This window comes from Psychrobacter vallis (assembly GCF_904846715.1).
GTDB lineage: Bacteria > Pseudomonadota > Gammaproteobacteria > Pseudomonadales > Moraxellaceae > Psychrobacter > Psychrobacter vallis.
Genome location: NZ_CAJHBU010000004.1, coordinates 79,038 through 102,520, shown reverse-complemented (window position 1 = coordinate 102,520; position 23,483 = coordinate 79,038). Strand labels below are relative to the sequence as shown.

The window sequence follows — 23,483 nt, the reverse complement described above, 5'->3', positions numbered from 1 at the left end:
TTAAGACTCCCACTTTTGTACGGTATCAATGAAATCGCGGCGATTGGTTTTGCGTTGTCCGAACATACTATTATCAGAAGTGCCTGAACAGCCTTCACCAAAGGTAAAGCCGCAGCCGCCACGCTCAGCAAAAGCATCACTCAAGGCTTCTTCACGATGGGCAGTTGGAATGACAAAACGATCTTCGTAGTTGGCGATAGCGAGATAACGATACATCTCTTCAACCTGAAGCTTGGTCAAACCGACGTCATCTAAAATGCTTTGAACTTCTTGCTTTTCCACCAGTTGCATACGCTTGTAGCTACGCATCGCCAGCAGACGTTTTAGCGCAAGACGAACGGGCTCTTCATCACCTGCGGTTAAGAGATTGGCTAAATAACGTAGCGGAATACGCAAGCTGTCGACATCTGGAATGAGACCATCCATACCGACTTTGCCCGCTTCAGCAGCATTTTGAATCGGTGATAATGGTGGTACATACCAAACCATTGGTAGCGTACGGTATTCAGGATGTAGCGGTAGCGCAAGTTTCCAATCCACCGCTAGCTTATATACTGGCGAGCGCTGAGCAGAATCAATGACTGACTGCGGTACGCCGTCTTTTAATGCTTGAGCAATAACGACAGGATCATTAGGATCTAAAAATAAGTCTAATTGCGCGTGATAAATATCTTTTTCATTTGGCGTACTCGCTGCTTCGGCGATTTTGTCAGCGTCATATAGTAATACGCCTAAGTAACGGATACGGCCAACACAGGTTTCTGAGCAGACAGTCGGTAAGCCAGCTTCGATACGTGGATAACAGAAGATACATTTTTCAGATTTGCCGGATTTCCAGTTGTAGTAAATCTTTTTATAAGGGCAGCCTGAGATACACATCCGCCAACCACGACATTTTTCCTGATCAATCAAGACAATGCCGTCCTCTTCACGCTTGTAGATAGCGCCACTAGGACAAGACGCTACGCAAGTAGGGTTCAAGCAATGCTCGCACAGACGCGGCAAATACATCATGAAGGTGTTTTCGTACTCTCCGTAGATATCCGCTTGAATGTTGTCAAAGTTTTTATCTTTACGACGCTTTTCAAACTCCGTTCCTAGAATCTCTTCCCAGTTAGGACCCCATTCAATCTTTTGCATCCGCTTGCCAGTGATGGCTGAACGCGGGCGGGCGATAGGCTGATGGGTACTGATAGGCGCGGTATGAAGATGCTGATAATCAAAATCAAACGGTTCGTAATAATCATCAATCTCTGGCAAGTCAGGGTTGGCAAAAATATTTGCTAGTACTCTGAATTTACCACCGATGCGTGGATTTATGGTGCCATTAGCGTTACGTATCCAACCGCCTTTCCATTTGGCTTGGTTTTCCCACTCTTTGGGATAGCCAATACCGGGCTTCGACTCAACGTTGTTGAACCACGCGTATTCCATGCCTTCACGGCTGGTCCAGACGTTTTTACAGGTGACTGAGCAGGTGTGACAACCGATACATTTATCAAGGTTAAGCACCATGCCGACTTGCGAACGAATTTTCATGGATCTGTGCTCCAAATATTAGTAGAAAAAGCAGCTCTTTGTTCTTCATCGAGGTCGTTTTAAAAGATATTGTTTAAAAAAATAAATTCTAAAACGACGTATTTTCATGAGAAGAAAGCGCTTTAATCCTCAATGGTGGTTGGTAATGGACGAGGTAATTCGTTATCTGGCTTATCTTCTAGCCAGTCGATTTTTGACATCTTACGAATCACGACAAATTCATCACGGTTACAACCCACAGTGCCATAGTAATTAAAGCCATAAGATTGCTGAGCATAGCTGCCAATCATATGCGTCGGTTTCAAGATAGTCCGGGTCATTGAGTTATGAATACCGCCACGTGTACCGGTTTGCTCAGAGCCTGGAATATTGACCAGTTTTTCTTGAGCGTGATACATCATGGTCATGCCTTCTTTGACCCGCTGGCTGACGATGGCGCGAGCGGTGAGAGCACCGTTAGCATTAAATAGCTCAATCCAGTCGTTATCAACGATACCTGCTTTTGCAGCATCAACTTCTGACATCCACACACAAGGTCCACCGCGGCTCAGAGTCAGCATCAATAAGTTTTCAGAGTAGGTACTGTGGATACCCCATTTTTGGTGCGGTGTTAAAAAATTCAGTACAATCTCTTTATTACCGTTCGGCTTGGCATCTTTTACCATCGCCGTGGTTTTGGTATCAATAGGTGGACGATACTGCTGCATCTGCTCACCAAACGCTTGCATCCAAGGATGATCTTGATAAAACTGCTGACGACCAGTCAGCGTACGCCAAGGAATGAGCTCATGGACGTTGGTATAACCGGCGTTATAACTCACTTTATCAGACTCAATCCCTGACCATGTTGGGCTTGAAATAATTTTGCGAGGCTGCGCCACGATGTCTTTAAAACGAATTTTTTCGTGTTCGCTAGATTTGGCAAGATGGGCATGCTCGCGTCCAGTAAATTCAGACAATGCTTCCCACCCTTTTACCGCGACATGACCATTGGTTTCAGGGGCTAGCATCAAAATCATTTCAGACGCATTAATAGCAGTATTTAGACGCGGCCTGCCTTCAGAGATACCCGGCTCAGTCACACGGTGGTTTAAATCACCCAGTTGTTTGACCTCGGTTTTCATATCCCAGTTCAAGCCTTTGGAGCCGTTGCCCAGTTTTTCTAGAGCAGGACCAAGGGAGGTGAATTTGGCATAAGTGTTCGGGTAGTCGCGCTCAACGGTCAAGATCATCGGGCAGTTTTTGCCGGGTACTGGTTTTTCGCCAGCCGTTTTCCAGTCAGTGCCACCGAATGGCTGCGCCAATTCTCCTGGGGTATCATGTTGCATCGGCAAGGTGACGACATCAGTCTCAACACCGAGGTGACCTTTTGAGATTTCAGAGAAGCTCTTGGCAATGCCTTTATAAATTTCCCAATCCGTTTTAGATTCCCATGCAGGGTCGGTCGCGGCAGTGAGTGGATGGATAAAGGGATGCATGTCTGATGTATTCATATCATCTTTTTCATACCATGTCGCTGTCGGTAGCACGATATCTGAATACATGCAGGTAGAAGACATACGGAAGTCTAACGTGACAACCAAGTCCAATTTACCAGTAGGGCCTTTTTCTACCCAATCCACTTCTTTTGGTTGCAGTTGACCTGCGGCATTTTCTTCATTGAGCAAGCCATTTTTGGTACCCAAGAAGTACTTGAGCATATATTCATGACCTTTACCTGATGAGCCCAATAGGTTTGAGCGCCAGATAAACATATTGCGTGGGAAGTTGTCTGGGTTGTCTGGAGATTCACAAGCAAAGCGGATGCTGCCATCTTCGAGAGAATCGACGACATACTCTTCCACGTCTTTACCATTTGCTTTGGCTTTAGCAGCGATAGTTAATGGGTTGCAGTTTAATTGCGGAGCAGAAGGAAGCCAGCCTGCGCGCTCTGCCTGAATGTTGTAGTCAAGCATATGCTCTGGGAAAAATTTCTTATTGACAAGTGGTGAGAGTATTTCATGGGCAGAAATAGTCTCATGACGCCACTGTGAGCTGTGCGCATAGAAAAAGCTAGTACCAGCCATCTGGCGTGGTGGACGCATCCAGTCGAGTGCAAAGGCAAGGGGCAACCAGCCTGTTTGTGGACGCAGTTTTTCTTGACCAACATAATGCGCCCAGCCGCCACCAGATTTACCGATACAACCGCACAGCATGAGCATGTTGATAACACCGCGATAGTTCATATCGAGGTGATACCAGTGATTCATACCAGCGCCGATGATAATCATCGATTTACCATGGGTTTTATGGGCGTTTTCTGCAAATTCACGAGCTACTTGGATGACACGCTCACGGCTCAGACCAGTAATCACTTCTTGCCATGCAGGCGTGCCTGGTACAGTAGCATCGTCATAGTCATCGGTGACATGCTCGCCGCCAACACCATTATCCACGCCAAGGTTAGCAACGGTTAAATCAAATACAGTGGCGACGATAGCGGTTGTGCCATCGGCAAGGGTGATGGTTTTACAAGGTACAGTTTTTTGTTGTACGGCTTCGCCTGGTACTGACGCAAAATGTGGGTGTTCAACATGACCAAAATAATCAAAGCCGACTAGGCAGGTTTCATTGCTGTCTTTTAAAGTCAATGTCAAGTCAATGTCTGCGCCTGTCGTACCATTTTTTTGCTCAAGATTCCATTTGCCTTTTTCGCCCCAACGATAACCAATAGAACCGAGTGGAGAAACCAGTTCGCCATCACTGTTCAGTCCGATAGTTTTCCATTCAGGGTTGTTTTCTTGACCTAAATTATCGATTAAGTCAGAAGCACGCAGATAGCGACCGGCATGGCGCGCGCCGTCTTCGCCTTCTAGCATAACTAGAACGGGTAAATCGGTGTAGCGTTTGGCATAGTCTAAGAAGTAATCGCTTGGCTGCTTGAGATAAAATTCTTTGATAATGACATGACAAAATGCTTGCGCAACAGCAGCGTCAGTCCCTTGCTTAGGGTTGAGCCATAAGTCGGTTAGTTTGGATACTTCAGCATAGTCAGGGGTGATAGAGACAGTTTTGGTACCTTTATAACGAACTTCGGTAAAGAAATGTGCATCAGGTGTACGCGTTTGCGGAACGTTTGAACCCCATGCAATAATATAATCAGAGTTGTACCAATCAGCTGATTCTGGTACGTCAGTCTGCTCGCCCCAAACCATCGGTGAGGCTGGCGGTAAGTCACAATACCAGTCATAGAATGACAAGCAAACACCACCAATCAACGATAAATAGCGACTACCAGCAGCGTAACTGACCATCGACATCGCAGGAATCGGAGAGAAACCAATAATGCGATCAGGACCAAAGGTTTTGGCGGTATACACGTTACTGGCAGCGATAATTTCATTCACTTCCGCCCACGTTGAGCGAATAAAACCACCCAAACCGCGTTTAGATTTGTATTGATCCGCTTTGATAGGATCTTGGACAATGCTGCCCCAAGCATCGACTGGATCAGGATACTGAGCTTTGGCTTCACGCCATAATTTGAGTAGCGGCTTACGAACCTTAGGATATTTCACACGGTTAGCAGAGTACATATACCAGCTATAGCTTGCGCCACGAGGGCAGCCACGCGGTTCGTGGTTTGGTAGGTCTGGGCGTGTTTCTGGATAGTCGGTTTGCTGAGTTTCCCACGTGACCAAACCGTTTTTTACGTAGATTTTCCATGAACAAGAGCCGGTACAGTTGACACCATGCGTTGAACGCACGACCTTGTCATACTGCCAACGGCTGCGATAAACATTTTCCCAATCACGAGACTCATCGCGCGTCTCGCCATGCCCGTCGGAGAATTCGCCCTGTTTACGCTTAAAAAAACGGAATTGGTCGAGTAAATGGCTCATTTCGCTATCCTCTGTATTATTGCCTATGGTGTATCTAAAGCTGAGCTGTAAATATTTTTCGATGGTGTCATTTTAAGTAAGCCATCATGCTCTTACTATTAGCTAACATGAGCAGAGCACTACCACCTTAGTAGTAGCTGCTAAAACTCAAATCTTCTTAAAAACATTGTTAAGAGCCAATGAGTACTAATAATTAATAAGCAAAAAAGCAGCACCCAATATTTAAAATAATATTTAAGACAAAAAAAGTGCTACTTACATCAGCAAGTAGCACGGTTAAAAGGATGAGTGACGGTTTATTTAAAAGAAGTGTATTAACAAGGAATCTCAGCGTTAGAACGGCTGTAATACCACCAAGTCAACACAATGCAGAGCACATAAAAGATAATCAAAGTGATAAAAGTACCGTCAATACCCAGTCCTGAGCCGAACATTTTTGGTACAAAGAACGCGCCATAAGCGGCGATTGCTGAGGTGAATCCAACCACCGCCGCTGACTCTTTACGTATTTCAATAAATAGCGGCTCTGTCCCTGCTTTTTCAGGCTCAAGGCGTTCGTGAAAGGTTCTAAAAATAACTGGAATCATGGTAAAGGTAGAGCCGTTACCGATACCCGTGGTGATAAATAACACCATAAAGGAGATAAAGTAACCAACGAAACTGCCTTCACTGGTTTCACTTGGCAAGAAGTACATCACAGCCAAGACTGCTAATACCATCACCACATAGTTCCAAAGCGTCACTTTAGCACCGCCAACTTTATCAGAAATCCAGCCTCCTATTGGACGAAATAACGCCCCAACCAGCGGCCCTAAAAAAGCAAATTTGAGGGCATCAATGGCTGGGAATGAGTTTTTAATCAACATTGGAAACGCCGCTGAAAATCCAATAAATGAGCCAAACGTTGCCATGTAAAGAATACACATGATCCAGTTGTGTTTGCGTTTAAAGATAACCGACTGATCTTTAAAAGAAGCTTTAGCAGTGGAGATGTCATTCATCCCAAACCAAGCCAGCACTGAAAATAATAAGATAAATGGCACCCAGATAAAGCCGGCGTTTTGTAGATAAAACAATTTACCAGTATCTGATACCTGTGGATCGCCGCCCAAACTACCAAATGCCGCCACCAGTATGATGACTGGAACGACGAACTGCATCACAGATACACCTAGATTGCCAAGACCTGCATTCAGGCCAAGCGCAGTGCCTTGCTCCGCTTTGGGATAGAAAAAAGAGATGTTAGACATGGATGACGCAAAATTTCCCCCACCAAAGCCGCAAAGTAGCGCAATAATGGCAAATATCATAAACGGCGTATCAGGATTTTGTACAGCAAACCCCATCCATAGTGCTGGGATGAGTAACGATGCCGTAGAAATCGCTGTCCAACGACGTCCACCAAAAATAGGCACCATAAAGGAATAAAAAATCCGCAGTGTTGCCCCCGATAGACCTGGCAACGCTGCCAACCAAAATAGCTGTCCGGCATCAAAGTCAAAGCCGACCTCTGGTAGGCGAACGATGACCGCGCTCCATACCATCCATACTGCAAATGCCAGTAATAATGATGGGATAGATATCCATAAATTTCGGGTAGCGACTTTTTTGCCGCCACCTTCCCAGAACTCTTTTATTTCAGGACGCCAGTCAGTAATGAGCTTACCACCTTTGAAGTTGTAATCATTGCCCATACTATTCCTCACTTAATATCGTTTGTGCTTAGTTATTATTGATATTTTTATATCGTTAAGCAGCTATAAAAATTGCGGTACGCCGTCGCTTTTATTACAAATGATAAAAAAGCGCGCCTACGATTACGAATTAATGCTAAGCATCACTTGATGGATGCATAACAAATAATGATTTACAGTACTTTGTTAACGTCATGAGTAGTATTAATACATAGTGGTATACTGATGACTAAAAGGAGTATATGGCAGGCAGATTTATTAGTGATGGGTTGATGTTTCAATCCCTTTATACTCAAAACCATGGTCTTCAAAGTTTTAAGTGTGAGGTTTTCAAAAACGAGTTTTTGATGGGTGAACGTGATTAATTATGTATAGTCTACGAAGACGATCTTTGTTCCTTCATGCTTTGATTACGATTCTCATAATCTTTGTTTTATGTTTTGTGTCAGCGGTTGGTAGTGGGGTACTCGCTTGGATAGCAAAATCAGATGCCGAAGCGATTAATATTGCAGGCTCGATTCGAATGGCGACATATCGTATTAGCCTTCAGATAGCGACTGATTTTGAGGCAGATGATCCTTTTAGCTCAAACCTCAGTATTAAACAGAGTGGTTTAGAGAATCAAAGTGACAAGCAGGCAGGACAACAAGACAGATTAGACTTTTCTGATAAAGACACCGCTGAAAAAGTAGATATTCTTATTGAAGACATGGAAAGCCGGCTTGAAGAGTTACAGGCGTATCAGCTAACGAGTGCCAATAGACATACACTTATTAACCATGAGCTGAGTCAAATCAAATCCCAGTGGTTTCGCGACCTAAAGCCTGCGTTATTAGCACAAGACAAGCAAGGATTTTATGGCGTCTCAGCGCAGTATATCGAAGATGTAAATCGCTTTGTTGGTGACCTACAGTACAGAAATGAGCAGCGGCAGACATGGCAGCAAAATTTGCAAATGCTCTCATTGATACTAACCATCATTATTATGCTCATTGGCATGCGTAGATTACATCAATCGGTACTAATGCCTATTCAGCAACTGATTAAAGCCAATAATCGATTTAAGGAAGGCAAGTGCGACACCAGAGTATTTATTACCGGTTATAGAGAGTTTGAGACGCTTGGCAGCTCTTTTAATGAAATGGCGAGTACGATTGAGACTTCTCAGCGCTCGCTTGAAAATGAGGTACAGATAAAAACCCAGCATTTGGTAAAAGCCAATCAAGTACTGTCACTGTTTTATGACTTTTCAAAATCTATCACTACCAATCAAGTGAGCTTATATCGGCTCGATGCGTTGATTGCCGATTTCAGCAAAACCTTTCCACATTTAGAATTTACGCTGTGTATACAGAATAAATATATCACCCAAAAAAACGCCATCGTTCTTCATGGCGAAAAAATGAAAGAGCTATGCAAAAAGCTCAATTGCGATAACTGTGTAACCAAAAATGGTGAGCTCACCAAGTCTTATCCTATTAGCCATCAACAAGAAGAATTTGGTGAGTTGCGCGTCAGACCGAAGTCAGCCCTAGCGATGAGTAGCTCTTTTATATCCGATAACAAGAGTGACATATCGCCATCACAGCGCATTAAAATGACAGAAGAGGAAAGTGCTTTTCTGTTTTTGAGTACGGAATTAGATGCACAAAACAACGAATTAATCGTTGCATTGACCAATTTAATCAGTGCCGCACTATCGCTGCGCAAGCAAAGACAGCAAGAGCATCAGCTTATTTTGCTCGAAGAGCGCTCGACCATTGCTAGAGAATTGCATGACTCTTTAGCGCAGTCGTTGTCTTATCTAAAAATCCAAGTGAGTGTTTTAGAAAGGCATCTTAAAAATGCTGGCAGCGAGCCAGTACAAGCGCCTATCTATCAAAATATTGAGCAGATAAAAACGGGACTGGGATCAGCTTATCAGCAGTTAAGAGATTTATTGGTCACTTTTCGCCTGACTATTGATACCGACAGTTTTGATGAAGCATTACATGACGCCGCCAGCGAGTTTGCCTTGAAGGGTAACTTTGATATGGCGGTACACAATCACATTATGACGCTCAATCTGAGTGCCACTGAACAGATAGATTTGATTCAAATTGCCAGAGAAGCCCTGTCAAATATCAGCCGCCATGCCCAAGCACAACACGTAGAGATTCATCTCGGTTATGAAGAGGACGATAAGCACATCGCTATGAGCATCATTGATGATGGTATCGGCATGTCAGGTAGTGTCGATCAAACACAGCACCACGGTTTAATGATTATGAATGAGCGCGCTCATAACATCGGTGGCGAGCTAATCGTGACTGAAAATCAACCGCGAGGCACCATCATCACGGTCAGATTTGAACCCAAATTTTTTGATGAAGATAGCAACAAAGATGCTTATTTGTGAATTCTATACAGCCCCTAACAAAACAATAATTTTGGATGATTGGCTTGTTATTTTTAAGTGTGTTGTGGTCTGATTTTGAATAATGAAATTTTTACACCATTTTTTAATTTGTGAGTATGTTATGAGTACTAAAGTTTATACCAGCACTTCTCCTGCTCGGTTGTTATTGGTGGACGACCATCCTATGCTACGCCGCGGTATATTTGAACTATTAAGTCTTGAGAGCGATGTCAAAGTCGTTGGTGAAGCCAGCAATGGTCAAGAAGCATTGACCTTTTTAGAAAAAAATGAAGTGGATTTGGTGATACTTGACCATAAAATGCCAGTACTCACTGGTATCGAAACATTAAGAGAAATCAAAGCAAGAAATATCAATATCAAGACCGTCCTGTTCACGGTTTCTGACAGCGGTGAAGATGTACAAGAGGCCTTAAAGTTGGGCGTCGATGGCTACTTATTAAAGGACATGGAACCTGAGTTAATTATCGTTGATATTCGAAAAGTGTTGCGAGGAGAGCTGGTCATCAGTCCCAATCTTGCATCGATATTGGCACAAACGTTGCGTACACCCAGTATTGAGGATATTGCAGGCAATCTAACGAGTAGAGAACTACAGGTGATTCAAATGATTGCTGAAGGACTCAGTAACAAAATGATTGCCAATAAATTGAATATCGCAGAATCCACCGTCAAGGTTCATGTTAAGCACATTCTCAATAAAACAGGGCTGCGCACACGGGTAGAAGCGGCGGTATGGACAGTGAATCATTTGTCTAAGCAATCATAGATGACCCAGCCAGCAGTTATAAAAGATTGGTCTTTTAGGTAATGTCCGTACTTGCAACGATATACCTCTATCTATGCCAAAAAACCACCTAGCCTCTAAGCTGGGTGGTTTTTTTGTATAAGGTAATCAGATTAACCTTCTTCGGCGGCAATCTGTCGATCTACCGATGACATTTTGTATTCGTCATCAAAAGCACCTTCAGGTTCTTTTAGCCAGAAGAAACAAAGTATCCAAGCAATAAAGGCACCGACAGCAATAATAAAGAAGAACTGGCTTGGTTCAACCAAAGTAAATATAAACAGGTAAAATACCGCTCCAACATTACCGTAAGCCCCTGCCATACCAGATATTTGTCCCGTTAGGCGTCGCTTAATTGACGGAATAATACCGAAAGTTGCGCCTTCTGCTCCTTGCACAAACACTGAGCATAGAATGGTGAAAACCACAGCGATAAATAATGGCCACTCTGCATTCAGTAACCCCATCAGCCCAAAGCCGATACCAATGCCAAACATATATACCAACATAACCAAACGGCGATTACCAACGCGGTCAGAGATATAGCCGCCCAATGGTCGTGCCCATAAATTAACAAAAGCAAACGTCGAAGCCACGAGACCTGCTACGGTAGGATCAAGCTTCCATGTTGCCGCAAAAAACATCGGTAACATGGAGACCACGGCCAGCTCTGCCCCAAAGTTAGCGAAATAAGTGACATTGAGGGCAGCCACAGAGGTAAAGGGGTATTTGTCGTCTTCAGGAATACCCGCTTTGAGCATGGGCACGTTGACGCTAATGGCCTTATAAATTTGGTAGATAACCACAACAGCGATCAGAATATAAAAAGCCCACGCACCTGTCTCACTCAGAAATCCCATGTTTTGAGTGCGGTAAACCAATACGCCTAATACGCCATATAAAGGAATGATAAACAGGCAATATAGTAAAAGATCTCGCCAACTTGACACCTCTAAGGCGCCTGCCTTACGGGCTTTTTTATGAGTATCTTCTGTAGGGCCATCGGTTATCAAAAACCAATAGGCAACGCCATATGCGGCCATGAGTAAGCCAGATAATGCAATGGCCCAACGCCACCCATCTTCACCACCAAAAAACTGTAGCGCAACGGTGGGGATGGTAATTGCTGCGGCGGCGGAGCCAAAGTTGCCCCAGCCAGCATAAAACCCTTCGGCAAAGCCGATGTCTTTGGGCTTAAACCACAATGCGGTCATATGTATACCGACCACAAAACCTGCACCAACGATAGACATAAACAACCGCGCGACGAATAGCTGCATGGCGGAGTTACCGAAAGCGAAAAACCACGTCGGTATCGCCATCACCACCATGAGTATGGAAAACACGCGTCGAGGGCCAAAACGGTCTAATGCCATTCCTACCACCACACGACCAGGAATCGTCAAGGCAACGTTGGCAATTAAAAATAATTTGATATGATCAGGGGTTAAATAGCTTTCCGTCTGTAGCATCGACGTTGCGAGCGGTGCCATATTGAACCAGACATAAAAGGTAAGAAAAAAAGCAATCCACGTGTAGTGAAGTGCTCTTATATCACGACGTTCAACCTCAAGTAGCTCTTTTGCATGCATGACAAGTGTCCTCCACCATAAAACTGGCTAGTTTAAATGGAGACAATGTAGCAACAAGTAGGAGACGCTACTATTAGGCGAAAGCAGTATAGATCCTGTTTTACATACTACTTAATGAGGATTAAAAAGTAGACTCAATTTGATATATTGATTGATACTTATAGTTGCAGGAGAGTCGCAAGACACTCTTAAGTCGAAGACTAAAATGAACGAATATAATTAGCTAAGGAAATACCATGAGTCAATCAATAATCCCAAGTCACTGGAAAATAAAACGTTCTACTCATTTTTTTACCAAGGACAAAGTTCCCAAAGCATTATTGACCCATCACAACACGGCAGAAGGTGTGTTTGGCCAAATTTGCGTCATGCAAGGCATGGTCACCTTTTATGGCTTTGCTAATGAGGCCGCTACTGAGCCAGAAAAAACCATCGTGATCAAAGCAGGACAGTTTGCTGTCAGCCCGCCTCAATATTGGCACCGTGTGGAGTTGAGTGATGATGCCCAGTTCAATATCAACTTTTGGACAGAAGGGGATACAGGTAATAAGTCTATGTTTAATAGCTCTACTATTCATAGCAAACCTATTGCAAAACTGTTTGATAAACCAATCGAGTAGTAGTTATTTAATTTAAGCGTACATATAGTACGAATGGTTGTGTACTGACCTTTGAAGTTAACCCTGTTAGGTCTAGCTTCTTAACTCGAATACAACAGTCTCCAATAGGCCTCTTGCAAAAGTCATAGACTAAGTTCGAAATTAACAACACCAGCAAACATCTTCATTCTAAGATCATAGCACTGACGACGATTGCGATATTTATTGGCGACAATTTTGAACAACTTGATCAAGCCTATTTTGTGTTCAACCATAATGTGAAACTTAGCCAAATCAGACTATTATTCAGGTCTTTGAGGTTGTAGTCAGTAAGTAGTTGGCCTTATATACTCACTGATAATGTTAGGTAGCTCTTTAAGTTCATGGTAAGCGCTATCTTTGAAATAAAAATAGTTAACAGATATCTATAATTTACCCTGTCATAAGGCGCTTGCTATGCTCCAAATTCAATTACCTGCAGACCGACCATCCTCACCTCATGCTATTTTGAATCTTGCTTTTCGTCTATTTTTTAGTGCAGCTGGCGTCTTTGCAGTACTAACAATGCTGCTATGGGTATTCGTGTTTACAGGTAAGACTGATATCGACGTTAATGCTATCAATCCGCTGTATTGGCACGGTCATGAGATGCTGTATGGCTATACGATAGCAGTCATTGCTGGATTTTTATTGACTGCGGTCAAGACTTGGACAGGAATGATGATGCCGTATGGCTATCGGCTACTGGGTATATTTCTATGTTGGGGATTTGCTCGCATAGGCTGGGCGCTAGTTGGAATGGGTGTGGGTAGCTCAAATCTTTGGCTAGCGTTGGCAGCAGTAGGGGACTTAGCTTTTATGGTATCGATGACTTGGGTCATAACTAAAGCCGTGTTGGCTGTCAAACAATACAAGCAAATGGGTATTATTTCTAAGTTAGGACTGTTAACTGTAGGCAATGGCCTATGCTACTGGGGAATTTATAGCGGGGACATGAACTATGTACGTGTCGGTATTTATTTAGGGCTTTATCTCATCATAGCGCTTGTGCTTACTATTGGTCGTCGTGTAGTGCCGTTCTTTATTGAGCGTGGCATCAGCTCTGCTAATGCAGAACCCATAAAAGTTAAAAACAGCAAAACTCTTGATATCTTAAGTTTAGTTACTTTTCTAATCTTTATGATTAGCGATATTTTTTATCCTGATAAATACTTGTTGAGCATCAGCGCGCTTAGTGTGGCTTTAGTGAATGGCGTTCGTTTATTAGGCTGGTATCATCATGGTATTTGGAAAAAACCACTATTATGGTCACTATATTTAGCATTTTTGGGAATGTGTAGCAGTTTTATCCTGTTTACCTTACAGCCTTGGTTTGGGTTCAGTCATAGTATTGCTGTACATGCTCTAGCATTATCAGGCATCGGCATGATGACTTTATCTATGATGGATCGCGTCTCTTTAGGTCATACTGGTCGTAGTATTCATCAGCCATCAAAGTCAGTGCCAGTGATGTTCATTTTGATGATTGGGGTGTTCGTATTCCGAGTAATTATGCCACTTATCGCTATGGACTATTATTTAATTTGGCTAATGATAGCGCAAACCTCATGGATACTATGCTTTGCCTTATTCTGTACTACTTACATTCCTATATTGTCAAAGCCCAGACCTGACAAACTATTTGGCTAAGTTAATACTAGGGTGTGTTTGATATTCAACCATGGCACTGACAGAGGCTGTTTTTAACAATGAAGTGGCAAAAAAGAGTCCTGTCTTTTCAGGCTGATGCTAAAACCGCCCCATACTGTGTTGCAAGCCTCGCTAAGTTACTAACATTATCGTCGACTTGTGCCTTGTCTGAAACAGTTTTAGCGATCAGCAGTGTCTATTCGTGAATATTCAAACCCCAACTTTGAAACGCTCACCTATATAAAATTTCGTGATTGGAAAAGCCTTTTAGGATATGAATAAAGCTTGAAAGGCTTTTTTGTGTTTTAAGAGCGAACCTCATAGAGTTACTAACAAGTAATCAAGAAAGAAAAAAATAGGCATGTATATAAGGGCTTGTGAGGAATTGAGAGGTGAGGTCTAAATACAATGATTGGTGCGCCCACCAGATACCAAATTGATAATATAAGCCATTGATATTTATAGTTTTAGTTAATATATCGTTGGCTGATACCGTCATTGATACCGTCATTAAGGTTTTTGGTGGTAAGTTAGAATCCTAACTGTTAGGTCCAAACTCCCTCTTTTTGGTAATCGTTTAGCTCTGCCACTATGTCATCAATCTTAACTTTGAGCCACTTATTAGGACGACCTTGCAAGTCAGGCTCAGGTAAAAACCCTTCGTTAATCGCCCTTTGCAATGCGGTATTACTTCCAAAGCAAAATATATCCATGATTTGCTGTGTTGTGTAATAAATGCCTGTCATGATTTATTCTCCATCTAAGCCATATTAAAAGAAACACTTGCTTCAACATCAAATTCAGTTTGGCATTCTCGGCAAGTGGCAGTTACGATCTCACCATCCATAACTAAATCTTCACAAGTAAACCCACCACCACACTCAGGACAATTAGCATCACCCATCAAGAATCTCCTTATTTAATATGTCACGCGCACCACCAATCAGTCTGCGCAAGTTAACCATCTCGCTGGCTTGTTCAGTTACTTTTAACCGTAAGGCCATGATGTCTTGCCAGTCTTTTCTTTGATGCAGCTCAATATCTCGGTAAACCTCAGCCTCGATAGCGTTAGCAAAATCATGAATGTACGGGCGAAACCCCATCGAACCATCCTCAAGCTGCTTATGTTCAAGGCCGCTGGCAAAGGCTAGCTGTTCAACGAGGCTTTTATCCACCTTTCACCTCCAGCGCCTTCTCACAAGCTTGCACCAAGTAAGGTCTATTCTTAATAGTCTTAACTACCCAGCGCAAGAATCCACGATCATTCGTATTTCTAGCCATATCAGCGATAAGCTTGCCTTTATGCCCCTGCTCCTCACCAATCGGCATAATCTTAGGTATGCGAGCTTCCTCGCTGGCAAGATATAACTGCTCCATGCTGGTGATATTACCAAGCTCGCATAAGTGCTCTAGCAACCAAAGCGTGAACGTCACGTCATAACCAGCGTTATGAGTATTGCGTAGGTGGTTGCGACCACGATTGATATGGATAAAATAAGTGAGTGCGCCTAATGAGTGGCTATCCATATCGGGCATTAAGCTTCTCGCCATTGCTTGCGTACAAATTCGCTTGTACTGACTAACATTAACACCAGCGTTAGCAGCAACCTGAATGTCATAATCCACGTTATGACCTATGATGTAAGCTTCACCTTTTGGCAGTAGTAGGTCAGCAACCTCTGTATGGCTAAGTTCGTTATGCACATCTACTGGCAATATATGACTGACAGCCATAGCGCCATAACTAATAGCTCTATCAGGCTTACAAAACACGTAGTTACTATAAGGTGCTTCACGGTCCAAGGGTAATGGGTCGCCCCATAACATACCGCGTTCATCAAAAAATACATTGCGATACCCAAGCTGCGTCGCTTCAGCTTCCTTGCTAACGTCAGTCGCTTCAAAATCTATGATCATTGCTGGTGTGTTCATTGGCTTAATCCTTTAATCATTGCGCTATAATTTAGTACAGCAAATGCTGATGATTTACGCTCTAGCAGTCGTTCGGCTTTGATTGCTAACTTATCTCGCTCTGTCAGCTTTCGCGCTCTCAGTATCGCGTAAGATGATTTTAGATTGAGCTTGGTTTCACCTTCACGCGCTTCATCAAATGCAAGCTGCGCCATTTCTGGTACTGTTTTGCGCTCGCTTATCTCAGTGCTGTTTACGGTTGCAACTGCCTTGCCCGTGCCTCTGTCAAAAACGTGCGCCGTTGTTTTGTAGATATGAGGCAAGTTAAAAACCTCGTTTATGACTTTGCTATCATCCATTTCACCAAAAAATTCACACTTATTTCTTATTTGGTGTTCATCAAGCGACTGGTCGAACGGAATAAACATATATCCGTCGTACCATCTGTTTTCCTGCTGCTTTTTATTATCGATTTTTGCTTGCGCCTTCTTACGGCTGGAGCGATTCTTAATCTTTGCCATTGGTAGCTCCTAATGCTTGCTATCCGAGTGAGGGTTAATAGGTGCTTCTTTGGCGGCATCCATAAGGTTTTTATTCAGCTCAGCCAGTAGCTCAACCACAGCTAGGTATGGCTGTTTAAGAGTACCGTTTCTTACCAGGTAACTAAAGGACTGCACCAGCGCGCTGGCTTGTACGTCCAATATCATTGATCCAGTACCAGCACATGCCAACAATAGCTGCCCACTATCAACATCCGTTGATATAACGACCATTGCTTTGTTTTTGTCGTCACTGGTCACTTCGTTAAAATTATTGATAAGCTGCTGACTTTCGTTTTTGATATTAATTCCCATGGTATTCATTCCGTTGTAAGTTAAATAGGTAGCAACTTACGGCTGCTAGTCGGATTTAGAATTTACTCACATACGAGATTCGCTTTCGGCTTGTCTGCCTCTTACTATTACGGTATGTCGAGAGATAGTTAGCAGTCCTCATATCTCTAAAGCATTCTAGGGAGTGGTCGGTGTTTTGACCTACAGGCCTGTGCTGCTGCCAAACTGGTTATTCCAAAAAGTTAAAACTGACCGTCAAGCCAGCTTTAGCTCGTCACAATAAATAGGCGTGTTGTCTTTATGCCAAGCTTTATGACACGGATCGCACAGCCACATAACATCCAGCGGCTTGTTGTAGTCGCAGTGATGACCGTGTAGTTCAGCCTCGCTTTGGCAAGTCTCGCAACAAGACGCTCTTGCTAGCTTGCCGTCACGTAAGGCGTTATTAACTGCATTGTGTGCTTGGCGTATCAATGGATTGCGCTCAGCGTAAGCGCGTTTGGCAGCGCTTGCCTTTTGTTGTCCGCGTTCAGTAAGCTGATAATCCTTACGCGCTTGCACACGGTCAGGATTGTTGGCACGTTTACGATCAAACTCTAAGTAATGATCGATATTCTTAGCTCGATTGGCTCTTACTTTGGCGCGTACACATTCTTTGCAGCTACCATTCTTTCCGTCCTTGCGGATAGATGACTGATAAAAGTCATCCGTCGGCTTGGAGTTTTTACAGTATTGGCAATTAATCATGATTATCTCCTAGAACGGTATGTCTGAGTCGTCATCTAAGGGTGGGTGGTTGTTGGCTGGCATGTGACCGTTGTTCTGCTGCTGATTGTCGCCTTGCTGATTCTGCTGAGCTGGGCGACCTTGATTGCTCATGTTGTTCTGATAGCCTTGCTGCTGATTATTCTGCTGTTGGTTGTTCTGATAGCCTTGTTGCGCTGGTTTGCTATAACCACCTTGCTGGTTGTTATCGCCAGCACCATCTAGCATCTGCATTTGATCAGCACGAATCTCAGTAACATAACGGTCTTGACCTTGCGGATCTTGATACTTACGAGTACGCAAACTACCTTCGATATACACCTTGCTGCCTTTGCGAAGGTACTGCGCTGCAACTTCACCAAGGCGATTGAACAAACTCACCCTATGCCATTCCGTGGCTTCGCGCTTCTCACCCGAGTTTTTATCGGTCCATTGCTCAGAAGTTGCTACTGAGATATTGGTGACGCTACCGCCACCATCGAATTGGCGCGCTTCAGGATCAGCGCCAAGGTTGCCAATGATGATTACTCGATTAACGCCTCTCATAAAAACTCTCCATTTTCGTTACGTTGTCTTTGTTTGCCTTCAAGCTCATCTTGCAGTCTGTGCAATTTTGCATGACCTGAAAGCGTCATTAAGCAAAGGTTATTTATATCGTTATTTGTTCTACTACCGTCAATGTGATGCACGCATTCACCATCAACTAACTTGCGGCCTAACCATGTTTCCATTACAAACTTATGAACGAAAACACCCTTGTTCTTACCACGCGTAAATCTTGGATAACCTTTAGAGGTGTCTATCCCGGTACTGTTTTTTTCACCAGAAGCTAGTTTCGCTTTAGATAAGTTGTCACACCATTCTTGGGTAAATTCACGACTAACGCCTTTGTTGCTAGATAATCTACCCTTATCAGCCGCGCCTCTAACTCCATCTGCACGGCTTCTCAGTATTCCTGCTTTTTTAAAGCGAAAACGTAGTGTTGATAAAGGTATTTCTGTACGTTCGCTTACCTCTGGTATCGACATGCCTGATAAGTACATATCAAACTCATCCCAGTCCGTTTCGTCGATTATCACTTTATTAACTCCACGCATAACAGCGCTCCTTTTATGGCTTACGCCGTTTGTTGTTGGTTTTCTTGAATATCAGATTGCTGCTGTCTAGCGATAACCATTTTTTCAATCATTCCTTTAAGACCGGCTTCTATCTCATCAAATCTTGCATCCGGTTCTTCTGCAAAATTGGGGTACTTGCTATGTATCTTTAGCTGAGTTTCAGAAGGAAGGGCGCCTACTAAGCGATTTAACTCTGCAACCTGCTCGTCAGACATATAGTAATTTTTACCGCTATTAAGCCAACTATCTAGCTTGGCACCAGTCTCAGGCGCTATAAGAAAAGGGCAGTCATCAAAGATTGATGTTCTGTCTTTACTAACAACTGCGTAATGACCTTCGTGCGATAAGTCAAAAACAGTGGTAAATTCGTACTCAAAGTTATCTCGCATTTCGTACTTCATGCCAACCTTGAACACCTTTTTACCTTCTTGGACGTACTCAGACTTCATTCTGACCGTAGCAATTATATGAATTTTGCTAGTGACAATTTTCTCTAAGAAACCGCGATGCCTTGTGCCAACCTCGCCCCATGCACCAAATGAGTTGCCTTTAAACTTGGTTTTAGCTAACGTATCGTTTATCTCCAAGCAACCACCAGAGCCAATCCACTCATGCGACATGCTATCGATGATAACTGTGTCATAACCTGCGTTTTCTGCGACTTCAATCGCTTGGATGAATCGTTCAGGCGTATAGGGTGCCTCAAGCTCTAACACATCAAAATCAAAACGGTCTGAGTACAAGCTGGATGAACCATTTTCAGTATCAATCACAGCCACCTTTCCGCCAAGACCTTTGGCTATCTGCAATGCAGCAGTGGTCTTACCACTACCACTTACACCTGCTATCGCTAAGCGTAGCTTGGATTTTTTACGTTCTGCTTTAATAAACTGCATCAGATACTCTCCTTGCTTTGACCAAACACGCTATCAAACTGCTCTAACATCTGGTCGATAATTGGTTGAGCTGTTGCAAGCTCGCTCATACTAAGCTGAAGATCGCCACTGATATTCTCAGCGTGCCAGCGTTCTTCTTCCTGATCTCGCCATTCAAAACCGGCTTGCTGCTGTTGGTGGTCACTCATTATCGCCTCCCAACCCTAAGATAAAGTTAACGCGATTGTGGGCTGACTTAACTGCCTGCTTAGCTGCTTTCACGCCAGCAATCAAACGATCCATATCTAAATTATCGATATCGTTTTGCAACTGAGACACATCCCATTCAAGACTATTTATCTCGCGCTGGAGGTCTTCGCAACCGCCACATGGCTTATCGTCGCTGGCTTGAATATCGCCATGCTTAATCGGTAAAGCGTCTAGCGTGACAGCCAATTCATAAGCCAGGCTATCAACATCGCAATCAAGACCTTCATCGATAAGCTCGGCGTCGGTCATTACCTTGTACTTGGTACTCATAGTTGCCTCCCATACGCTTTCGCTATCACTGAATTTGCATGAGCTGCCGTCTTAGCCTGCTGGCTAGCCTCGTACTCTTCCCAGCTCATATCGTCGTCATGGTCACGACTGCTGTTTTCATCGAGATAAACCTTGTGCTCTAAATGCACCTGGTCTTGCGCTTCGATGCCGGTTGCTAACGCATTGGCACCAGTTGCGACTACTGCGCTGGCGAGAAGGGCGGATATTGCGAGCTTACTTGCCAGCTGAATATTGATTTGCTTTAAGTAGCGTGTCATAATGAATCTCCGTTGTAAGAAGTATCCCGATCAGTTCGTTGCTGATTGGGTTTTTTTATGCCTGAATTTTGCTAAGAGCTTTGATTAAAGCGTCGGCATGCTTAACTGCTGTTTCTGCCATTTCATAGCTACCTACACGCTTGCCAGCATTAGCAGTGATAATGCCTTGCATAATCGAGGCCGCTAATTGGTCGCGTCGGCTTAATGGTTCTGCTTTATTTACCAAGATTGGCTCCTTATTTGATTGAGGTAAAAAGGAGCAAGGCAGTGACAGCATAAGGGTGTAAATAGCTGTCATTCGGGAGCAACCCCTAGCCTTGCAAAAGTTGTTACGAGATAGACGACTGCGAGCAATCGGCTATGTTGTAATAACTTCTTGTTCAACCACTAATCTGACTTCGCATCACAGCGCTTTCTGCTTTAACTTCATAGCTATGCACCAAGTCAAAATCCTTATCGACATCGCTTTTGCGTAAATGACCTAGCAGCTCTTGCACAGTCTCAAAATCACCTCTTTGCTGATAACCGACTAGCTTTTTGGCTAACTCTCTTACGGTTCCTACGTAATGCAATTGCTCAGGCATATGGCGCTTGTTGAATTTTTGAACATGCACTATGTGTATTAATTTCATACCTCTTATCCTTATTTAATGACTATGGTAAGCAATGCGATTTACATCACTTACGATAGCCATCCATTCCTGCGCCCAATCTGGTTGAACGCGCTTCAAGATGGTTCTATGTATTCAAAGTTTTTAAATAGTTTTAGCGATTGCTCGCAAGGCGTTTGCCGTTTCTATGTGGTTAATTATAGGTATGCCGATATTGTATGTCAAGTTCAATATAGGTAAATAAAGGTAAATGTATAAATAAATACCTACATACCTTTATTTTAGGCAATAAAAAACCGCCAACGAGGGCGGTTTGGTGATAAAGTAATGTGAAATTAATTGTTAAAGGTGTGTTATGGACAATATTTTTAAGTTATCAGTAATGATCGCTCTTGCTTACCTTCTTATCGACAACAAGAGAAATAAGCTAACCATCGAAGAAGTGGAAAACCATATTTCCAATGTTGCTAAGAATCCCTTAAGTCGGTTATCAAAGAATCTAAAAACGTCAATAGTTTCTCCTTCGCTTGCTTTTGCATCTCAGCGTTGGAATCGACAGCATCAACAGTAACAGTGAAATCAGCTTGCACTTCATTCGATGAAGCCATTATTCCTATTGGGCATTGAGCATAATATATATTTGGTATAAATTTTACTTCAATCATATCAATCCTTAATAGCCAGTCTCAAGCGTGCTGGCGTGTACGCGTAAAAACTAATCCCAATCTAAAGCTTCGCGGTAAACGCACCAGCCAGCCGGTAGAGTGCTGACTGGTTTAGCGTGCTTCAAAAAATGGCACACCCATAAATAAGACCAATCATTAGTATTCGACATATTTACCCACCACCTTACCTACTAAGTTGCAGTCACCCATTGGCATCATTCTTTGTTCGTGCCAATCTGGATTGAGCGGTCGCAAATACATATCATTTAATTTCTCACCAAGCACCAACTGCTTAAACGTAGCTTCCGTGTCGTCGTTGCATTGAACTACTACTAGATCACTATCTTTTAGGCTGAATAGTCCTACCATTGGTTCAACATAGATAATATCTTCTGGTTTAAATTCCGGCATCATACTTTGCCCTCGTACAATTAAAGCAAAACCATTTTTTGATAGATTTTTTGGTCTTGATACTCTACCTATAGCGTCATCAAAAGTAACCGCTTCTACGTTAGACCAACTGCCAGCAGCTACCCAGCTCAAAATAGGTACTTCGTCTGAGTTGTCAGCCATAGGTATGTTTACAGTACCTTTTGGTGCAATCTTGCTATCTCTCGCGCCGCCATTCTCGATATCTCTTATTCTTTGCATTAACTCAGAAGGAGTGGGTTTAGTTAGCATCTCGCCGTCACCAGTAGCTAGCCACACCGGATCAACTTTGAATAATGTTGCCAGATCTATCAACTTGGTGGAACTCTTGCTTTCACCCCTCTCTAATTCACTATAACTAGATTGTTTAAGTCCTTTGATTCGACTTTCGATTTCTTTTTGAGTAAGCCCAGCGTAGTTTCGGGCTTTCTTCAATCTGTCTTTTAGTTCCATAAAACCCTCCATTTTACATCTCTTGTATTTTATAGGTGTTCCTATACTTACTCAAACAGGTCTACCGGTATTAATCATTGACTAAATAAAGGCAAACCTTTATTATTGGTTTAAATAATAGAGGTAGCCAATTATGAACTCACAAGCCAAGAAAAAATTTGAACCAGCGGCTCGATTAATCAAACATTTTGGCGGTCAAGTCGCTACCGCTAAAGCTCTAAAGGTCGAGCAAGGCACCGTAAGCGGATGGCTAAATTTTGCTCATGGCGTTAGTAGCATAAATGCTATGCGAGCAGAGAGGCTCACCAGTGGCGCTATCAAAGCAGATGAGCTATGCCCTGAGCTAGCAGAAATCAATGAACAACCAGAGGAGGCATAACCCATGTACGACAACCCTAAGCACATTAAAGACAACCGTGTTAATGCTCGTTTTAATGATGATGAAATCGCAGCCATTACTCATGTAGCTGGACTCACTGGTTTGCAGAAAAGCACGCTAGTTCGCAAAGCCACATTAAGACTGGTCGAAGAACTTAGAGAGGAGTTTGAACGAAATCTAACAAGTATTAAAGACGCAAGTTAGGCGTTTTTAGGGAACCGAAGGAGTAGTTATGCCCGATATATCAACGTCTTTTCGAGACGATGAATGGGAGACGATCAAAGAAGCGGCTGAGTTGCAGGGATTGACAGTGGAAGAATTTGTTAGTCATGCAACAAACAGACTCGTCAAAAACATCAAGGAAGATGCTCGAAAGCGCATCTACAACCCAAAGGCACCAAAAATAATCAAATAAGGTGATTTTCGGTC

The 23,483-nt window shown here is 43.2% G+C and carries 28 protein-coding genes; 7 read left to right on the top strand and 21 right to left on the bottom strand.

The window, feature by feature from the left end:
• From narH to JMY02_RS04035, 3 genes are all read right to left on the bottom strand, one after another.
• Complete coding sequence (gene narH / locus JMY02_RS04045; RefSeq protein WP_201595423.1) at window positions 1–1,539, bottom strand: nitrate reductase subunit beta; 1,539 nt, start codon at window positions 1,537–1,539, stop codon at window positions 1–3.
• 122 nt (window positions 1,540–1,661) lie between these two features.
• Window positions 1,662–5,420 carry a nitrate reductase subunit alpha gene (locus tag JMY02_RS04040; RefSeq protein ID WP_201595421.1) on the bottom strand — a complete coding sequence of 1,253 codons (3,759 nt, stop codon included), beginning with the start codon at window positions 5,418–5,420 and terminating at the stop codon, window positions 1,662–1,664.
• A 314-nt stretch (window positions 5,421–5,734) separates the two neighbouring features.
• Entirely contained in the window at window positions 5,735–7,114 is a 1,380-nt protein-coding gene (locus tag JMY02_RS04035) for a NarK family nitrate/nitrite MFS transporter (protein ID WP_021814591.1), read from the bottom strand.
• A 442-nt stretch (window positions 7,115–7,556) separates the two neighbouring features.
• Between JMY02_RS04035 and JMY02_RS04030 the strand changes: the two genes are divergently transcribed.
• Together JMY02_RS04030 and narL are read left to right on the top strand one after the other, a co-directional pair.
• Window positions 7,557–9,512 carry a histidine kinase gene (locus tag JMY02_RS04030; protein ID WP_227678407.1) on the top strand — a complete coding sequence of 652 codons (1,956 nt, stop codon included), beginning with the start codon at window positions 7,557–7,559 and terminating at the stop codon, window positions 9,510–9,512.
• Between the two features lie 121 nt (window positions 9,513–9,633).
• Window positions 9,634–10,299 carry a two-component system response regulator NarL gene (gene narL, locus JMY02_RS04025; protein WP_201595417.1) on the top strand — a complete coding sequence of 222 codons (666 nt, stop codon included), beginning with the start codon at window positions 9,634–9,636 and terminating at the stop codon, window positions 10,297–10,299.
• Between the two features lie 131 nt (window positions 10,300–10,430).
• Here narL and JMY02_RS04020 read toward each other — a convergent pair whose 3' ends face one another.
• Window positions 10,431–11,909 (bottom strand): MFS transporter, encoded by a 1,479-nt coding sequence (locus JMY02_RS04020; protein WP_201595415.1) that lies wholly within the window; start codon window positions 11,907–11,909, stop codon window positions 10,431–10,433.
• Between the two features lie 236 nt (window positions 11,910–12,145).
• Between JMY02_RS04020 and JMY02_RS04015 the strand changes: the two genes are divergently transcribed.
• Window positions 12,146–12,529: a DUF1971 domain-containing protein gene (locus JMY02_RS04015; protein WP_201595413.1), complete on the top strand. Its 384-nt coding sequence runs from the start codon at window positions 12,146–12,148 to the stop codon at window positions 12,527–12,529.
• A 435-nt stretch (window positions 12,530–12,964) separates the two neighbouring features.
• Entirely contained in the window at window positions 12,965–14,197 is a 1,233-nt protein-coding gene (locus tag JMY02_RS04010) for an NnrS family protein (protein WP_201595411.1), read from the top strand.
• A 545-nt stretch (window positions 14,198–14,742) separates the two neighbouring features.
• Here JMY02_RS04010 and JMY02_RS04005 read toward each other — a convergent pair.
• The 17 genes from JMY02_RS04005 to JMY02_RS03925 form a co-directional block, all read right to left on the bottom strand.
• Window positions 14,743–14,943, bottom strand: a complete 201-nt coding sequence (locus tag JMY02_RS04005) for a hypothetical protein (protein ID WP_201595410.1) — start codon at window positions 14,941–14,943, stop codon at window positions 14,743–14,745.
• Window positions 14,944–14,957: 14 nt separating this feature from the next.
• The gene (locus tag JMY02_RS04000) at window positions 14,958–15,101 is read right to left on the bottom strand and encodes a hypothetical protein (protein WP_201595408.1); all 144 of its coding nucleotides are present in this window, start codon (window positions 15,099–15,101) and stop codon (window positions 14,958–14,960) included.
• Entirely contained in the window at window positions 15,094–15,372 is a 279-nt protein-coding gene (locus JMY02_RS03995; RefSeq protein WP_201595406.1) for a hypothetical protein, read from the bottom strand. The genes JMY02_RS04000 and JMY02_RS03995 overlap by 8 nt, the downstream gene beginning before the upstream one ends.
• On the bottom strand, window positions 15,365–16,129 hold the full coding sequence (locus JMY02_RS03990) for a 3'-5' exonuclease (RefSeq protein ID WP_201595404.1): 765 nt from the start codon (window positions 16,127–16,129) through the stop codon (window positions 15,365–15,367). The genes JMY02_RS03995 and JMY02_RS03990 overlap by 8 nt, the downstream gene beginning before the upstream one ends.
• A complete protein-coding gene (locus JMY02_RS03985) occupies window positions 16,126–16,629 on the bottom strand; it encodes a hypothetical protein (protein WP_201595402.1) in 504 nt (167 codons plus the stop codon). Before JMY02_RS03985 ends, JMY02_RS03990 begins: the two co-directional genes overlap by 4 nt.
• A gap of 9 nt (window positions 16,630–16,638) precedes the next feature.
• On the bottom strand, window positions 16,639–16,962 hold the full coding sequence (locus tag JMY02_RS03980; RefSeq protein WP_201595400.1) for a hypothetical protein: 324 nt from the start codon (window positions 16,960–16,962) through the stop codon (window positions 16,639–16,641).
• A 234-nt stretch (window positions 16,963–17,196) separates the two neighbouring features.
• The gene (locus tag JMY02_RS03975; RefSeq protein WP_201595398.1) at window positions 17,197–17,688 is read right to left on the bottom strand and encodes a hypothetical protein; all 492 of its coding nucleotides are present in this window, start codon (window positions 17,686–17,688) and stop codon (window positions 17,197–17,199) included.
• A gap of 9 nt (window positions 17,689–17,697) precedes the next feature.
• Window positions 17,698–18,252, bottom strand: coding sequence for a single-stranded DNA-binding protein (ssb, locus tag JMY02_RS03970; RefSeq protein WP_201595396.1), 555 nt, complete (start codon window positions 18,250–18,252; stop codon window positions 17,698–17,700).
• Complete coding sequence (locus JMY02_RS03965) at window positions 18,249–18,803, bottom strand: HNH endonuclease (protein ID WP_201595394.1); 555 nt, start codon at window positions 18,801–18,803, stop codon at window positions 18,249–18,251. Before JMY02_RS03965 ends, ssb begins: the two co-directional genes overlap by 4 nt.
• Before the next feature lie 20 nt (window positions 18,804–18,823).
• The gene (locus JMY02_RS03960) at window positions 18,824–19,720 is read right to left on the bottom strand and encodes an ATP-binding protein (RefSeq protein WP_201595392.1); all 897 of its coding nucleotides are present in this window, start codon (window positions 19,718–19,720) and stop codon (window positions 18,824–18,826) included.
• A complete protein-coding gene (locus JMY02_RS03955; RefSeq protein ID WP_201595390.1) occupies window positions 19,720–19,908 on the bottom strand; it encodes a hypothetical protein in 189 nt (62 codons plus the stop codon). The genes JMY02_RS03960 and JMY02_RS03955 overlap by 1 nt, the downstream gene beginning before the upstream one ends.
• A complete protein-coding gene (locus tag JMY02_RS03950) occupies window positions 19,901–20,239 on the bottom strand; it encodes a hypothetical protein (RefSeq protein WP_201595388.1) in 339 nt (112 codons plus the stop codon). The genes JMY02_RS03955 and JMY02_RS03950 overlap by 8 nt, the downstream gene beginning before the upstream one ends.
• Window positions 20,236–20,517, bottom strand: coding sequence for a hypothetical protein (locus JMY02_RS03945; protein ID WP_201595386.1), 282 nt, complete (start codon window positions 20,515–20,517; stop codon window positions 20,236–20,238). Before JMY02_RS03945 ends, JMY02_RS03950 begins: the two co-directional genes overlap by 4 nt.
• Window positions 20,518–20,572: 55 nt before the next feature.
• Window positions 20,573–20,743, bottom strand: a complete 171-nt coding sequence (locus JMY02_RS03940) for a hypothetical protein (RefSeq protein ID WP_201595384.1) — start codon at window positions 20,741–20,743, stop codon at window positions 20,573–20,575.
• A 154-nt stretch (window positions 20,744–20,897) separates the two neighbouring features.
• Window positions 20,898–21,149: a hypothetical protein gene (locus JMY02_RS03935; RefSeq protein WP_201595382.1), complete on the bottom strand. Its 252-nt coding sequence runs from the start codon at window positions 21,147–21,149 to the stop codon at window positions 20,898–20,900.
• 446 nt (window positions 21,150–21,595) lie between these two features.
• Complete coding sequence (locus JMY02_RS03930) at window positions 21,596–21,793, bottom strand: hypothetical protein (protein ID WP_201595380.1); 198 nt, start codon at window positions 21,791–21,793, stop codon at window positions 21,596–21,598.
• 156 nt (window positions 21,794–21,949) lie between these two features.
• On the bottom strand, window positions 21,950–22,675 hold the full coding sequence (locus JMY02_RS03925; protein ID WP_201595378.1) for a helix-turn-helix domain-containing protein: 726 nt from the start codon (window positions 22,673–22,675) through the stop codon (window positions 21,950–21,952).
• Window positions 22,676–22,808: 133 nt separating this feature from the next.
• Here JMY02_RS03925 and JMY02_RS03920 point away from each other — a divergent pair, with 133 nt between their 5' ends.
• The 3 genes from JMY02_RS03920 to JMY02_RS03910 are packed head-to-tail and all read left to right on the top strand — an operon-like array spanning window position 22,809 to window position 23,469.
• Window positions 22,809–23,054, top strand: coding sequence for a Cro/CI family transcriptional regulator (locus JMY02_RS03920; RefSeq protein ID WP_201595376.1), 246 nt, complete (start codon window positions 22,809–22,811; stop codon window positions 23,052–23,054).
• 3 nt (window positions 23,055–23,057) lie between these two features.
• Window positions 23,058–23,258, top strand: a complete 201-nt coding sequence (locus tag JMY02_RS03915) for a hypothetical protein (protein WP_201595374.1) — start codon at window positions 23,058–23,060, stop codon at window positions 23,256–23,258.
• A 28-nt stretch (window positions 23,259–23,286) separates the two neighbouring features.
• Complete coding sequence (locus JMY02_RS03910; protein ID WP_201595372.1) at window positions 23,287–23,469, top strand: hypothetical protein; 183 nt, start codon at window positions 23,287–23,289, stop codon at window positions 23,467–23,469.
• Window positions 23,470–23,483: the final 14 nt, after the last annotated feature.